Genomic DNA, 14,124 nt, shown 5'->3' with positions numbered 1-14,124 from the left:
GGAGCTTTACAGCGGTAGGAGCAACGCCGAGCGTCCCGCCGTCCACGCGCCCAGCAGGTGCTCACCCAGCCGTTGTTCCAGCAACTCCGTGGCCTGCACGCCGAACACCACGGATTCGGCCAGCCCCGGCTCACGGGCCAGCAGGTCGCCGATCACGTCCCGCCGCATCACCTGCTCGTGCACCGCGTCCGCCTCGATGTGCTCGGTGAAGAACTCGACGCAGTCCGGGTGCGCGTCCAGCCGCTCCAGCGCCTTCGCCATCCGCGCGGCACTGGGCGCGGTGGTGATCTCGGCGGCGGCGAAGTGGCCCACCAGGGCGCCACGCAGCGACCGGTGCAGGCCGCACAACGACATCAGGTTCACCGTCGCCACCATCTCGGCGGGCACGTGGTCCAGGTAGCGCAGGTAGCCGTCGTCCAGACCGGCGCCGACGAGCAGGTCCGCGAACAGCCGCGAGTGCATCCGGTCACCGCGCCCGCCGCCGAACTCGTCGAACTCGACCGCCACCAGCGCCGCCTTCGCCCGGCCGCGCAGGCGCGGGATGACCCACGCGTGCGGGTCGGCCTCCTTGAGGTGGTAGACCGAGCGCAACGCCAGGTATTCGCGCATCTGCCACCACTCCCCCTGATCACGGAGGTAGTGGCTCACACCGACGGCGTCGACCGGCTCGACCAGCAGTTCGTCCAGCACACCACCGACGTCCACACCGCCGGGCACGTCGTGCCGCAGCGCGTCGAGGAACACCTGCTCCAGCGTGGCGCGGAACCGCAGCAGCTCCGGATCCCACTCCCACTCGTCCGACACCCCCGTGAAGCCCTGGTAGTGCAGCTCGTAGCAGACGTGCAGGGCCAGTTGCAGGTCTTCGCCGTACGGGTCGGCCGACACGTGCGACGGCAGGTCGGCCGGCGGACCGGCGCGCAGAGCTTCGACGACGGCAGCGGACACGGGGCCGCGCGGCGTGGGCAGCACGGCTTGGTGAACGGCCGGATCCGCAGTGGTCATGACGGTGGACTACCCGCTCGGACGCCCGTGCACGCGAGCAGATCGACGGCCGCTTCCGGTGATCCGGCGCGGCGCTGCCGTTCCGCACCCGTCCCGTTCTCCAGGACGCCCCGCACGAGCTTCCGAACCCGGTCACGGTCGTCGCCGAGCGCGTCCGACACGTGCTCCAGCAACGCCTCCACCAACTCGACCGCGGGCACTTGGCGTGCGGCGAACGGGTCGACGCCCGGACCGGTGAGGCCGTACCGGGCGGCCGACCACACCGCCGCCGCCAACACCTGGTCGTCCAGGTCCGGAGCGGTTCCCCCGGCGAGCGCGGCGTCCACGAGCGCTCTCGTCAGACCGGCCTGGAGCACAGCGTCGTCGACCGTCGCCACGGTGTCGGCGGCACGAACCTCGACAGTCGGGTACCGCGGTGACGGCCGGGCCAGCCAGAACGTCATGGCCGCGTCGACCAGCGCGCCACAGGCCATCAGCTGGGTGACGCGGAGGTCGTGGTCGGCGGCCGTGCGGAAGAACGGCGGCACGCCCGAACCCGGGAACCCCGCCTGGTCGATCATCCGCCAGCTCGCGTACCCGGTGTCCCGGCCCCGGACGAACGGCGAGTTGGCTCCCAACGCCAGCAGCGTCGGCAGCCACGGCCGCAGGTGGTTCACCACGCGCACCGCCGTCTCCCGGTCGGGCACACCGACGTGGACGTGACAGCCGCAGCACTGGTAGTCGTCCACCTGGCCGCGGTACATCGCCTCGATCCGCTCGAACCTCTCCCCCTCGCTCAACCCCGGGTCCGGGTCGGCGAACACCGGTGAGCCGGACGGGATCAGCCGCAGTCCTTCGGAGTAGGCGGCATCGGCCAACACACGGCGTCCCGTCACGAGCTGGTCGCGCAACTCGTCCAGGTCCGCGCACACTCCGCTGGCGAACTCCACCTGCGCGCGGCTCAGCTCACGGTGGACCTCCGCACCCGGCGGCAGACCCCGCACTCGTGCCAGGACGTCCCCGGCGCGTGCCACCGGATGGCGGGTCGACGGGTCCACGAGGAGGAACTCCTCCTCGACGCCCACGGTCATCAGGCCGGGTCGCGCCGCGGCAAGGGCTTGGTCGCCGGGCCTTCGAGCACGGCGCCGTCCACGTCGAACCGGGAGCCGTGGCACGGGCAGTCCCAGCTGCGCTCGGCGTCGTTGAAGCGCACCATGCAGCCCAGGTGCGTGCAGCGCAAAGACACGCCGTGCACGCCGCCCGCCTCGTCGCGGTACACCCCGGCCTTGCCCGTGCCGTCCCGCACCACCCGCGCCGCGCCGACCGGCACGTCCGCGACCGAGCCGACCTCGGCGGACCGGAGCCGGTCGCCGACCAGGTCCACGGCGACCTTCGCGTTCAGCTTGGCAAGCTTCGGCGTGGCGCCCAAGGTGAGCCGGTGCGGGCTGAACGTCGCCGTGAGCCGGTTCGCGCGGCCCACCACCAGGTCCGTCAGCAGTTCGGCGGCCATGGTGCCGTTGCTCAGGCCCCACTTCATGAACCCCGTCGCGCAGTACAGGGTGGTCGAGCCGGGCATGTACGAGCCGATCATCGGCAGGTTGTCGTAGGAGGTCGGGTCCTGGGCCGACCAGCGGTGGGTGACCTCGGCGACGTCCCAGTGCCGTTCGGCGAACGCGATCAGCCCGCCGTACGGGTCGCCTTCGGACGAGCCGGTCGGGTGACTGCGCCCGGCGACGATCAGCAGGTCGCCGTGCCGCGCCAGCGACCACGACGGGCTGCCGGCGCTGATCGCCAGACCGGTCGGAGGCGTGCCGGACCGGAGGCGTGCGGCGATGCAGTACGCCCGCACGGGCTCTAGGCGCGCGAAGTAGAGGCCGCGGTCCAGGATCGGGTAGTGCGTGGCGATCACCACGCGTTCGGCGACGACCGTGCCCCGGTCGGTGTGGACGCGGCACGGCCTGCCGTCCTCGACGCCCTGGACCCGGCTGCCTTCGTAGACCCGCGATCCGTCGCCGTCGACCGCTTCGGCCAGGCCGCGCACGTACTTCACGGGGTGGATCACCAGCTGGTCGTCCAACCGCACCGCGCCCGCGACCGGGAACGGCACGCCCATCAGCTCACCGCGATCGCGTGACAGCGGCAGACCGGCCTTGATCCCGGCGGTGCCCTCCTCCTCGACGGCGGCGAGCTCGCGCTCGTCGAACGCGAGGGTGTACGCGGGCATCCGGTGCAGGTCGCAGTCCAGGCGTTCCTCGGACACCAACGCGGCCACGCGTTTGACGGCGGCCATGTTGCCGTGGGCGTAGTCGGACGCCACTTCGGCGTTGTGCTTGCGTTCGATGGTCGAGTACACAGTGGACTGGAGCGCGGTGACCTTGGCCGTGTTGTTGCCGCTCACCCCGCTGCCGACCCGGTCCGCCTCCACCACCGCGACCCGCAGCCCCGCCCGTTTGAGCAGCAGCGCCGTCGTGATCCCGGTGATACCGCCGCCGACGACCGCGACGTCCACGGCGGTCTCGCCGGTGAGCGCCGGGAACCGCCCGTGCGGGATGGCCTCCGACCACAGCGAGTGCCGGGCCGTCGTGGTCGCTTCCGTCATGCTCTAGCTCATACCCAAGCCCATCGCGTTCGAACCTCCGCTTCGCGGGCTATCCCCCGGTCATGCGCACCTTCGCCGACCTCGACGACCTCGTCGCGCTGATCGACGACCGCGCGCCCGCGCACGAGTTGTTCGTGCGTTGGTCGCGTGGCCCCGACGCGGACGGCGGGCGGGGCAGTCGGGACGGGTTGACCGGTGGGCGGCTGCCCGGCCTGTCCGCGAACCCGTTGGCGATCGAGCCGTGGTGGGGCGACCGGCCGCTGCGACTGTGGGTGGCCCGCCGCCTGCACGACTACCGCCACCTGCGGGAACGCCGGGGGCCGGGGGTGCGGCCGTGGGTGTTGGAGGGCGAGGAGGTCGGGCGAGGCCCGGACAACGAGCCGCTGGTCCAGTGCCATCGTCCGATCGGGTGGATCGCGGACGAGGTGATGGCCGAGTGCGAACGCCTGGTCGACGCCAACGCCGACACCGCCTGGGGTCCGCTCGACCGGGAGCGCTAGCCACATCTGAAACATGCGCTGGTCACTTCACCCCGGCGTACGAGTGCAGGCCGACGGCGACGAGGTTGACGAAGAACAGGTTGAACAGCACGACGACCAGACCGATCACGTTGAGCCACGCCGAACGCCGTCCCCGCCAGCCCGCCGTGGCACGGGCGTGCAGGTAGGCGGCGTAGCAGACCCAGGACGCGAAGGCGACCGTCTCCTTCGGGTCCCAGCCCCAGAACCGGCCCCACGCCTGCTCCGCCCACACCGCGCCGGTGACGATGGCGAACGTCAGCGTCAGGAACCCGACCGTGCCGGTGCGGTAGGCGATCTTGTCCAGGTCCTCGGCGGGCGGCAGCCGACGGCCCGACTTGCCCTTCCGGCTGAACTCCCCCGTGCTGACCAGGTGCAGCGCGCTGACGACACCGGACAGCAGGAACACACCACTGGCCATGATCGCCGCGGCGACGTGGATGACGATCCAGTAGGAGCGCAGCGGCGGCACGAGCGGCGCGGCTTCGGTGTAGAGCCGGTTGCCCGCCAGGAACAGCAGCAACGCGATCGGCAGCAGCACGAACACCGACATCCGGCGCATGTCGTGCCGGAACACCAGGTAGAGCCACACGCCGACGGCGATCAGACCGACCGCGGACAGGTACTCGTACATGTTGCCCCACGGCACCCGACCGGTGGCGACACCGCGCAGCGCCAGCGATCCCAGGTGCAGCAGTCCACCGAGGACGGTCAGCGCGACACCGGACCGCCCCAACCTCACCGCGTAGGCCGGCGGGCTCGCCGCGTGCCGGGTGAGCGCGTACTCGGCGGAGCACAGCAGGGCCGCGAGCATGTAGACGCCGAACGCGCTCGTGAACAGCCAGTCGCTGAGCAGCGCGGTCACTCCGAGCCGGTCACCCATGGCCGGCCCACAGCTGGTTCAGCCGCAGGATCATCACCGGCACGCTGAGGCAGGTGATGGTCAGCACGCCGGCGCCCCACCGGGACCGTTCGGCCACCGACCACACCGCGCCCAACGGCAGCACGACCGCCGCGCCGATCAGGTAGCCGACGAACGTGGCCCGGTCCAGTTCACGGTCGGCGCCGAGCATGGCGACGACACCGGCCACGGCCTGCACCAGAAGCCCGACCTCCAGCAGCAGGACGACCGCCGCGAGCCACAGCGTCGGTTTGGTGCGCAACGTGATCGGGCGGTCGAGCACGGCCAACCCCAACGACCAGGCAGCGGCGACGAGCGCTACGACCGTCAACGCGGTCGCCAGGACTTGGATCATCGAACCCCTCCGGAATGGCTACTACAGAACGTAGCACTACACGTTGTAGTAGCCGATCCGGAGGGGTCAGAAGACCAGGAAGCTCGCCGGGGTCGAGACCAGCACCAGGCCTGCGACCAGCACGGACCACCGCAGCACCGGAGGCAGCGGCGGCAGGCCCGCGAGCCGGTCCAGCCGTGCCTCGACCGCGATGTCAGCCGCACCCAACGCAACCGCACCCAGCGCACCTTCGGGCGGCCGGACGGCACTGAACCTGCGCAGTGCCGCCGCCAACGGCACCGCGCCGTGACGCAGGCTCGCGCTCTCGTCCGCCCGCATCTCCACCAGCAACGCCACCGCCTGCGCGACCGACCGCACCAGGCGGACCTTCGGCAGCACCGCGCACAGCGCGCTGAACGGCAGCAAGACCAGGTCGTGCCGCTCACGGCCGTGCGCGTGCTCGTGCCCCAGCACGGCGTCCAGCTGGTCCTTGGTCAACGCGGTCAGCGCGCCCGAACTCAGCACGACGACCGACCGCGCGCTGGGCACGCAGTACGCGACGACGTGCGGGTGGTCGAGCACGAGCGCGCCGGGCGCGGCGTCGTCACGACGGGCCACGAGCGCCAGCACGTCACGGTGCCGCCGCCGCACCCTCAGCACCGACCACCACGTCCACAGCAGGCCGATCAGCAGGTCCAACGCCGACAGCAGGCCCAGCACCACCAGGACGGCGAGCGGCGTGACGTCCCCGCGCACGGCGTCGGCCACCCATCGGCCGAGGGCGACCGGGATGGGGGCGTCGTAGGGGGCGAGGCCGAGGGCGAGCAGCAGCCCGACCACGGACATCACCCACGTGAGGCCGAGCATCTGCCACAGCAGGATGCCGGTGCGCGGGGCTCGCCAGACCCACCGTGCACCGGCCAGCGGGCCCGCGACCACCGTGCACAGCGCCAAGGTCGCCACCAGGTGCAGCGCGGCGTTCACCGTTCGTCCAGCGCCTGGCTCAACGCCTCCGCCTCGGGCGCGCTCATCGACTGGGCGAAGTGCGCCAGGGCGGTCTCCCGGTCGCCGGTCAGCGACAGCGCGTCCAGCATCAGCCGGGCGACGTACTCCTCGCGGCTGGCCACCGGCGCGTAGTACCAGGCACGCCCCTCCCCCGCCTCCCGGCGGACGAAACCCTTCTTCACCAACCGGTTCAGCACGGTCATCACGGTCGTGTAGGCGAGGTCGCGGTCGCTCAGCGCGCGCACGACCTCCCGCACCGCGACCGGTTCGCCCCGGTCCCACAGGACGTCCATCGCGGCACGTTCCAACTCGCCCAACCGGTTCACCACGGGCTGATGGTACGAGGCCGGGCGGCGGGCGCGCTCACGTGCCGCTGATGTTGACCATCCACGAGATGCCGAAGCGGTCCTGGCAGGCGCCGAACTCGTCGCCCCACATCTGCTTCTCCAGCGGCATCATGATGTTGCCGCTCTCGGACAGCTTCTCCCAGTAGCCGCGCAGCTCGTCCGCGTCGTCGCCACTGAGGCTGATGGTGATGTTGTCGCCCGCGTTGACGGACATCCCGGGCGGGGTGTCGGCGCCCATCATGGTGTAGCCGCTGGGTGTCTCCAGCATGCCGTGCATGATCTTCCCCGCCTCGGGCGCGTCCGGGTCGCCGTACTCGCCGAACGTGTTCAGCCGCAGCGTGCCGCCGAAGACCGATTCGTAGAACTCCATCGCCTCACGGGCGTTTCCCGCGAAGCTGATGTACGGGTTGAGTCGAGACGCCACCGGGTCCTCCTTGACGGTCATACGGGGAAGGTCGTACGGGCGGACCCATCCTGGCAGCACGTGCGTCCGGCCGCAGGAGAAGCACCCAGGGCTACTGGACGTCGCCCCTGGTGGCCGAGCGGACCGTGCCGGAGGACAGGTCGCCGGGCGGGATGCCGGGGTGGTGGCCCGCCCGCGCGCCGGGCGTGGGCGCGGTCGGCGCGAGCGACAGCCGGGACACGATCCGGTAGCGGTCGCCCCGGTACAACGAGTGCACGTACTCGACCGGGCGTCCGGTGGTGTCGTTGGTCAGCCGCTCGAACAACAGCGCGGGCGCGAACACCGGCACGCCGAGCAGCGTGGACTCGTCCTCGTTGGTGACGGTCGGCTCGATGGACTGCACCGCGTCGCTGACGTGCACGCCGTGGTCGGCGAGCCGGTCGTAGAAGTTGCCCGACTCCATGTCCTCGACGGTGAGGCCGGGCGCCACGGCGACCGGCACGTGCAGGTACTCGATCGCCATGGGCGACCCGTCGACCAGGCGCAGCCGGGCGATGTAGGTGATCTCGGCCGCCGGCGACACGCGCAGCCTGCGGCCGACCCGCGCGCCGGCCGGGATGCGCGCGTGCTCCAGCACCCGGCTGGTCCACGCGCCGTCCGCCTGCGGCACCGTCATCGCGCGGTCGGCGGACACCAGCTCCTGGGTGATCTTGGCGGGCGCGACGAACGTGCCGCGGCCGTGCTGGCGGATCAGCAGGCCGGTGTTGACCAGTTCGTCGACGGCCGAGCGCAGCGTCGGCCGGGAGACCTCGAGCTGCCGGCACAGCGCCCGTTCGGCCGGGATGGGCGCGCCGGGCGGGTGGGTCTCGATGAGTTCGAGCAGGTAGTCGCGCACCCGTTCGCGCTTGAGGATCGGTTCGGCCATGCCGCCTCGCTTCGTCTTGCCGGTCGCCGACCAGTATGTCAGACCAGTGGTCAGGTCGATGTCGGTGAAGATCGAGAGCGCTCTCACCGCTGTGAACTGGGTGTTGACTGCCAGATTGGTCTATGCCATCTTCGGACAGGCTCCACCGAGGTTTACCAATTGGTCAGCTGAGAGGTGAGACGTGCCGAAACGCCCCGTCGCCGTGGTCCTCGCGTCGTTGCTCGTCCTGTCCGCCTGCGGCGCCGACCCGGGCGCGTCCGGCGGCAAGCAGGACATCACGGTCTGGCTGATGAAGGACTCGGCCACCGACGACTTCGTCAGCCGCTTCGAGTCCGAGTTCGAGCGCGACCACCCCGAGCTGGACCTGAAGATCCAGATCCAGGAGTGGAACGGCATCACGCAGAAGGTGACCAGCGCGCTGGCCAGCACCGATCCGCCCGACGTGATCGAGGTGGGCAACACGCAGGTCGCGCAGTACGCGGCCAGCGACGGCGTCACCGACCTGTCCGCCAAGGTCGGCGAGCTGGGCGGCGACGACTGGATCCCCGGCCTGGCCGAGCCGGGCGCGGTGGACGGCAAGCAGTTCGGCGTGCCGTTCTACGCGGCCAACCGGGTCGTCATCTACCGCAAGGACCTGTTCGAGGCGGCCGGGGTCGCGCCGCCGAAGACGCGGGACGAGTGGCTGGCCGCCACCGAAAAGCTCGACCAGGGCGACACGCAGGGCATCTACCTGCCCGGCCAGAACTGGTACGTGCTGTCCGGGTTCGTCTGGGACGAGGGCGGTGACCTCGCCGAACAGGAAGGCGACAAGTGGTCCGGCGCGTTGAACACGCCGGAGGCGTTGGCGGGCGCGGACTTCTACCGGAAGCTCCAGGCGTTGGGCGACGGGCCGAAGGACTCCGACGAGGCCAAACCGCAGCAGACCGACGTGGTCGCGGGCGGCGAGGTCGCGCAGTTCATCGCGGTGCCCGGCGCGGCGAAGCTGGTCGCCAAGGCCAACCCGGAGCTGGCGGACCAGTTGGGCTTCTTCCCCATCCCCGGCAAGACCGCGGCCAAGCCGGGCGCGGTGTTCACCGGCGGCTCGGACCTGATCATCCCCCTCGCCTCCACTCGCCAGGACGGCGCGTACGCCGTGGTGAAGGCGTTGGCCGGGGAGAAGTGGCAGGTCGAGCTGGCCAAGGCGATGAACTACGTGCCGAACCGGACGTCGCTCGCGAGCGCGGTCGGCGACGACCCCGGCGCGGCGGCGATGGCGGCGGGCGCGGTCAACGGGCGCGCCACGCCGAACTCGCCGAACTGGGCGGCGGTCGAGGCGCGCAACCCGATCAAGGAGTTCCTGACCGCGGTGCTGACCGGCGCGGACCCGGCGACCGCCGCGGCCGAGGCGGACAAGGTGATCACCCAGGCGCTCAACTCGGGCGCGTAGCCGTGGCGACGACGCTGACGCGGGCGGTCGAGCGCCGCCCGCTGTCGACCCCTCCCCCGCGCCGCCGCCGTACGCCCTGGTGGCCGTACCTGCTGATCGCGCCGACCGTGCTGGCGATGGGGTTCCTGCTGCTGTACCCGTTGGTGCGCAACGTGGTCATGTCCGTGCAGGAGTTCGGCCTGCCGCAGCTGGTCCGCGGCGGCGCGCGGTTCGTGGGCCTGGCGAACTACACGCGGGTGCTGAGCGACCCGGAGTTCTGGGCGGTCGTGCGGCGCACGCTGGTGTTCACCGCGATCAACGTCGTGCTGATCATGGTGTTGTCCACGCTGGTCGCGCTGCTGCTGGTGCGGCTGGGCAGGTGGACGCGGCTGTTGGTGATGTCCGGGCTCGTGCTGGTGTGGGCGACTCCGGTGATCGCGGCGACCACGGTGTTCCAGTGGCTGTTCCAGTCCCGGCTCGGGGTGGTCAACTGGGTGCTGGTGTCGCTCGGGTTCGAGGGCTACCGCGACTACACGTGGTTCGCCGACGGTCCGGCCACGTTCGGGATCCTGGTCGCGCTGATCGTGTGGCAGTCCGTGCCGTTCGCGGCGCTGTCGCTGTACGCGGCCATGGTGACGGTGCCGTCCGAGCTGTACGAGGCGGCGCGGATGGACGGCGCCGGCGCGTGGCGGGAGTTCGCCTCCATCACGTTCCCCGTGCTGCGGGCCATGTTCGGGCTGATCACCTGCCTGGAGGTGATCTGGGTGGCCAAGTGCTTCGTCCAGATCTGGGTCATCTCCCAGGGCGGGCCGGGGCAGGCCACCACGACGTTGCCGGTGTACGCGTTCCAGGTCGCGCAGTCGTTGCAGCGCTACGACCTCGGCGCGGCGGTGTCGATGCTCATGGTGCTGCTGCTCGTGCTGGCGCTGCTGGCGTACTTCCGGCAGATGTACCGGCAGGAGGAGGTCTCGTGACCGGCCGTCCCGCAACCGGCAGGGTGCTGCGCGGTGTCGCCGCGGTGGTCGTGTTCGTGGTGTCGGTGTTCCCGGTGTACTGGATGGTGCTGACCGCGTTCAAGCCGACCCGCGACATCCAGGCCGAGACGCCGACGTTCCTGCCGCTGTCGTTGACGTTCGAGCACTTCGGCACGGCGGTGTCGGCGCAGGGCTTCTGGTCGTTCTGGCGCAACAGCATCCTGGTCGCGGGCGGGGCGGTGCTGTTGGCGCTCGTGGTGGCGTTGCTGGCGGCGTTCGCGGTGGCGCGGCTGCGGTGGAAGGGGCGGCGCGGGTTCATCCTGATGGTGTTCGTGGCGCAGATGACGCCGTGGGAGGCGCTGCTCATCCCGATCTACGTGATCGCGCGGGACACCGGGATGCTCGACACGCTCTGGATGCTCACGCTGGTCTACTTCATGATCACCCTGCCGTTCACGATCGTGACGCTGCGCGGGTTCCTCGCCGCCATCCCCGTCGACCTCGAAGAGGCGGCGCTGGTGGACGGGTGCTCGCGGGCGCAGGCGTTCCGGCGGGTGGTGTTCCCGCTGCTCGCGCCGGGTCTGCTGGCGACTTCGCTGTTCGGGTTCATCACCGCGTGGAACGAGTTCGCCTTCGCCAACGTGCTGATCATCAAGAACCAGGACGACCGCACGCTGCCGGTCTGGCTGTCGTCGTTCAGCAACACGTTCGGCACCGACTGGGGCGCGACCATGGCCGCTTCGACCCTGTTCATGCTGCCCGTGCTGGTGGTGTTCCTCGTGCTCCAGGGCCGGGTCACCACCGGCATCGTCGGCGGCGCGGTCAAAGGCTGATTCGGGGGTTCTGCTGGTGATCGTTCCACGACCGACGCGACTGATCCGGCGGCACGGCCGGTTCACGCTCGACCGCGACACGGCGATCCGTGCCACGCCCGGCGCCCAGGGCGCGGCACGGTTGCTGCGCGCGCTGGTGCGACCGGCCACCGGGTTGCCGCTGCCGCTGCACGAGGACGGCCGGGTGGTGTTCGCGTTGGACGACCGGCTGATCGGGCTCGGCGACGAGGGCTACGCGCTGACCGTGAACGAGCACGCGGTGGTGCTGCGAGCGGCCACGCGTCACGGGCTGGCGCACGGCGTGCAGACGATCCGGCAGCTGATGTCGCCGACGGCCTTGGGCTCACGGCCGGTGTCCGATGTGGACTGGACGCTGCCCGGGGTGGACGTCCGCGACGCGCCGCGGCTGCCGTGGCGCGGGGTGCTGCTGGACGTGGCGCGGCACTTCCAGCCGGTCGCGGTGCTGCGCCGGTTCGTCGACCTGATGGCGGTGCACAAGCTGAACGTGCTGCACCTGCACCTGACCGACGACCAGGGCTGGCGGATGCCGGTGCCGCGCCACCCGCTGCTGACGTCGGTCGGCGGGTGGCGTGCGGAGACCATGGGCGACGGCGTGCCGCACGGCGGTTCGTACACGCGCTCCGAGCTGGCCGGGCTGGTGTCGTACGCCGACGAACGCGGTGTGCGGATCGTGCCGGAGATCGAGATGCCGGGACACGCCCGCGCCGCCTTGGCCGCCTACCCGCACCTGGGCAACTTCCCCCGGCGCCGGTCGCCGGTGTGGACGCGGTGGGGCATCAGCGACGCGGTGTTCGGCGTGGACGACGCCGTGCTGGAGTTCTGCCGTGACGTGCTGGACGAGGTGGTGGACGTGTTCCCCGGCCCGCACGTGCACCTGGGCGGCGACGAGTGCCCCACCGCGGAGTGGGAGTCCAGTCCCGGTGCGCTGCGGCGGGTCCGCCGCGAGGAGTTGACCGGTCCGCACGACCTGCACGGCTGGTTCCTGCGCGCGATGGCCGACCACGTCGTCGAGCGCGGGCGGGTGCCGGTGTCGTGGGAGCCGATCGGCGACCCACGCGCGGTGGTGATGCCGTGGCGTGACGCGGCGGACGCGCGGGCGGCGATGGACCTCGGGCACGCCGTGGTGATGGCGCCGCACCGCTCGACCTACCTGGACTACCCGCAGTCCGCCGACCCCGACGAGCCGGCCGGACAGCCCGGCCTGGTGGTGACCGCGCGGGACGTCTACGACCTGCCGTTGCCGGACGGGGTGCTCGGCGCACAGTGCGCGCTGTGGACGGAGTACGTGCCGACCGCACACCACCTCGAACGGCTGGCGTACCCCCGGCTGGCGGCGTTGGCCGACACGCTCTGGGCTCAGCGCCCGTCCTGGACCGACTTCACCGAACGGATGCGCGCGCACACCGGCCGCCTGAGCGCGCTGTCCGTGCCCTTGCCCCGAAAGGAGGACGACGCCCGCTCCCCTGTCCCACCCTGCTGACTTGAGGAGAACACTGTGTCCGCACGCATGATCGCGGCGATCGGAGCCGCAGCGGTGTCCGTCGCCGCGCTGGTGGTCGCGCCGATGGCGTTCGCCGCCGACGTGGTCACCGCCCAGTACCGGACCAGCGCGTCCGGTGCGACGACCGACCAGGTCGAACCGTGGTTCAAGCTGGTCAACACCGGCGGCACGACCGTGCCGCTGACCGAGTTGAAGGTCCGCTACTACTTCAAGAGCGACACGCCCGACGTCGGCTACCGCTTCGCGTGCTCGTGGGCGGTGCGCGGCTGCGCCAACGTGACCGGCGCTTTCGGCACGCTGACCGGCGGCGCGGCCGACCGGTACCTGGAGGTCGGGTTCACCTCGGGCGCGGGCTCGCTCGGGCCCGGCGCCGACACCGGTGACCTGCAACTGCGGTTCTACCGGTCGAACTGGGGGCCGATCACCCAGTCCGACGACTACTCGTTCCGCGCGGCGAGCACCTACTCCGCGTGGTCACGGGTGACCGTGCACCGGGCGGGAACCCTGCTGTGGGGCACGCCGCCCGGTGGCACCGGCCCGACCACCACGACCACGTCCTCGACTCCGCCGAACCCGAACGGCCCGGCGTTGTTCGACGACTTCAACTACGCGAGCTCCGTGGACTCGCGGATTTCCCAGCGCGGGTGGACGGTCCGCTCGGGCGGTGGCGGTCCGGGCGTGCCGGGAGCGGTGTGGGATCCGGCGATGGTGACGTTCCCGACCGTGGACGGCCAGAAGTCGATGCGGCTGGAGTCGTCCAACAACGGGTCGTCCGCGCGGCAGACCGAGCTGTACCACCAGCGGAAGTTCTTCGAGGGCACGTACGCGGCGCGGGTGAAGTTCTCCGACGCGCCGGTCTACGGTCCCGACGGCGACCACGTGGTGCAGACGTTCTTCACCATCACGCCGCTCAACAGCAACATGGACCCGAACTACGGCGAGATCGACTTCGAGTACCTGCCCAACGGCGGGTGGGGCGAGCCCGCCAACATCATGTACGAGACGACCTGGGAGACCTACCAGAACGAGCCGTGGATCGCCGACAACATCCACACCGAGCAGCGGCAGAGCTACGCCGGGTGGCACGACCTGGTGATCCAGGTGTCCGGTGGCCGGGTGAAGTACTTCATCGACGGCGCGCAGGTGGCCGATCACGGTGACAAGTACTACCCGGAGACGCCGATGTCGCTGAACTTCAACCTGTGGTTCATCTCGGGCGGCCTGGTCGGCACACCCGGTGACCGCGCGTACCAGCAGCACGTGGACTACGTGTACTTCGCCAAGGACCAGGTGCTCAGCCCGGCCCAGGTGCAGTCGCGCGTGAACGGCTACCGCACCTCCGGCGTGGACCACGTCGACACGGTGCCTGCGTCGTAG

Annotated in this window: 15 protein-coding genes; 6 read left to right on the top strand and 9 right to left on the bottom strand. The window is 71.0% G+C overall.

Features of this window, described 5'->3' with window-relative positions; genetic code table 11:
* Positions 1-6: 6 nt before the first annotated feature.
* From F4560_RS10335 to F4560_RS10325, 3 genes are read right to left on the bottom strand one after another with little or no spacing between them, the layout of a single operon-like run.
* Positions 7-1,002, bottom strand: a complete 996-nt coding sequence (locus F4560_RS10335; RefSeq protein ID WP_184918989.1) for an iron-containing redox enzyme family protein — start codon at positions 1,000-1,002, stop codon at positions 7-9.
* Positions 999-2,072 carry a carboxylate-amine ligase gene (locus F4560_RS10330; RefSeq protein WP_246477769.1) on the bottom strand — a complete coding sequence of 358 codons (1,074 nt, stop codon included), beginning with the start codon at positions 2,070-2,072 and terminating at the stop codon, positions 999-1,001. The genes F4560_RS10335 and F4560_RS10330 overlap by 4 nt, the downstream gene beginning before the upstream one ends.
* Complete coding sequence (locus F4560_RS10325; protein ID WP_184918987.1) at positions 2,072-3,580, bottom strand: FAD-dependent oxidoreductase; 1,509 nt, start codon at positions 3,578-3,580, stop codon at positions 2,072-2,074. Before F4560_RS10325 ends, F4560_RS10330 begins: the two co-directional genes overlap by 1 nt.
* 62 nt (positions 3,581-3,642) lie before the next feature.
* Here F4560_RS10325 and F4560_RS10320 point away from each other — a divergent pair, with 62 nt between their 5' ends.
* Positions 3,643-4,080 carry a DUF6098 family protein gene (locus F4560_RS10320; RefSeq protein WP_184918985.1) on the top strand — a complete coding sequence of 146 codons (438 nt, stop codon included), beginning with the start codon at positions 3,643-3,645 and terminating at the stop codon, positions 4,078-4,080.
* Between the two features lie 22 nt (positions 4,081-4,102).
* Here the strand turns inward: F4560_RS10320 and ccsB are convergent, their stop codons facing one another.
* From ccsB to F4560_RS10290, 6 genes are all read right to left on the bottom strand, one after another.
* Positions 4,103-4,981, bottom strand: a complete 879-nt coding sequence (ccsB, locus tag F4560_RS10315; protein ID WP_184918983.1) for a c-type cytochrome biogenesis protein CcsB — start codon at positions 4,979-4,981, stop codon at positions 4,103-4,105.
* Positions 4,974-5,354 carry a hypothetical protein gene (locus F4560_RS10310; protein WP_184918981.1) on the bottom strand — a complete coding sequence of 127 codons (381 nt, stop codon included), beginning with the start codon at positions 5,352-5,354 and terminating at the stop codon, positions 4,974-4,976. Before F4560_RS10310 ends, ccsB begins: the two co-directional genes overlap by 8 nt.
* Before the next feature lie 66 nt (positions 5,355-5,420).
* Positions 5,421-6,317, bottom strand: coding sequence for a M56 family metallopeptidase (locus F4560_RS10305; RefSeq protein WP_184918979.1), 897 nt, complete (start codon positions 6,315-6,317; stop codon positions 5,421-5,423).
* A complete protein-coding gene (locus F4560_RS10300; RefSeq protein WP_376775284.1) occupies positions 6,314-6,667 on the bottom strand; it encodes a BlaI/MecI/CopY family transcriptional regulator in 354 nt (117 codons plus the stop codon). Before F4560_RS10300 ends, F4560_RS10305 begins: the two co-directional genes overlap by 4 nt.
* 34 nt (positions 6,668-6,701) lie before the next feature.
* Positions 6,702-7,109: a VOC family protein gene (locus F4560_RS10295; RefSeq protein ID WP_184918977.1), complete on the bottom strand. Its 408-nt coding sequence runs from the start codon at positions 7,107-7,109 to the stop codon at positions 6,702-6,704.
* Positions 7,110-7,200: 91 nt separating this feature from the next.
* Positions 7,201-8,100, bottom strand: coding sequence for a GntR family transcriptional regulator (locus F4560_RS10290; protein WP_312869022.1), 900 nt, complete (start codon positions 8,098-8,100; stop codon positions 7,201-7,203).
* Between the two features lie 94 nt (positions 8,101-8,194).
* Here F4560_RS10290 and F4560_RS10285 point away from each other — a divergent pair, with 94 nt between their 5' ends.
* Genes F4560_RS10285 through F4560_RS10265 form a run of 5 tightly spaced genes read left to right on the top strand, consistent with a single transcriptional unit; the run spans position 8,195 to position 14,124 of the window.
* The gene (locus tag F4560_RS10285) at positions 8,195-9,439 is read left to right on the top strand and encodes an extracellular solute-binding protein (protein WP_221483440.1); all 1,245 of its coding nucleotides are present in this window, start codon (positions 8,195-8,197) and stop codon (positions 9,437-9,439) included.
* A gap of 2 nt (positions 9,440-9,441) precedes the next feature.
* On the top strand, positions 9,442-10,392 hold the full coding sequence (locus F4560_RS10280; RefSeq protein ID WP_221483439.1) for a carbohydrate ABC transporter permease: 951 nt from the start codon (positions 9,442-9,444) through the stop codon (positions 10,390-10,392).
* The gene (locus tag F4560_RS10275; protein WP_312869019.1) at positions 10,389-11,225 is read left to right on the top strand and encodes a carbohydrate ABC transporter permease; all 837 of its coding nucleotides are present in this window, start codon (positions 10,389-10,391) and stop codon (positions 11,223-11,225) included. The genes F4560_RS10280 and F4560_RS10275 overlap by 4 nt, the downstream gene beginning before the upstream one ends.
* Positions 11,226-11,241: 16 nt before the next feature.
* On the top strand, positions 11,242-12,726 hold the full coding sequence (locus tag F4560_RS10270; RefSeq protein ID WP_312869018.1) for a beta-N-acetylhexosaminidase: 1,485 nt from the start codon (positions 11,242-11,244) through the stop codon (positions 12,724-12,726).
* Positions 12,727-12,741: 15 nt separating this feature from the next.
* The gene (locus tag F4560_RS10265) at positions 12,742-14,124 is read left to right on the top strand and encodes a cellulose binding domain-containing protein (protein ID WP_221483438.1); all 1,383 of its coding nucleotides are present in this window, start codon (positions 12,742-12,744) and stop codon (positions 14,122-14,124) included.

Source organism: Saccharothrix ecbatanensis (genome assembly GCF_014205015.1).
GTDB lineage: Bacteria > Actinomycetota > Actinomycetes > Mycobacteriales > Pseudonocardiaceae > Actinosynnema > Actinosynnema ecbatanense.
The sequence above is the reverse complement of the archived record's forward strand: the minus strand, read 5'-3'. Positions and strand labels throughout refer to the sequence as shown.

Bases quoted from the DNA above. Each gene is read 5' to 3' on its own strand.
- F4560_RS10335 (WP_184918989.1), bottom strand. From the start codon at position 1,002: ATGACCACTGCGGATCCGGCCGTTCACCAAGCCGTGCTGCCCACGCCG.
- F4560_RS10330 (WP_246477769.1), bottom strand. From the start codon at position 2,072: ATGACCGTGGGCGTCGAGGAGGAGTTCCTCCTCGTGGACCCGTCGACC.
- F4560_RS10325 (WP_184918987.1), bottom strand. From the start codon at position 3,580: ATGACGGAAGCGACCACGACGGCCCGGCACTCGCTGTGGTCGGAGGCC.
- F4560_RS10320 (WP_184918985.1), top strand. From the start codon at position 3,643: ATGCGCACCTTCGCCGACCTCGACGACCTCGTCGCGCTGATCGACGAC.
- ccsB (WP_184918983.1), bottom strand. From the start codon at position 4,981: ATGGGTGACCGGCTCGGAGTGACCGCGCTGCTCAGCGACTGGCTGTTC.
- F4560_RS10310 (WP_184918981.1), bottom strand. From the start codon at position 5,354: ATGATCCAAGTCCTGGCGACCGCGTTGACGGTCGTAGCGCTCGTCGCC.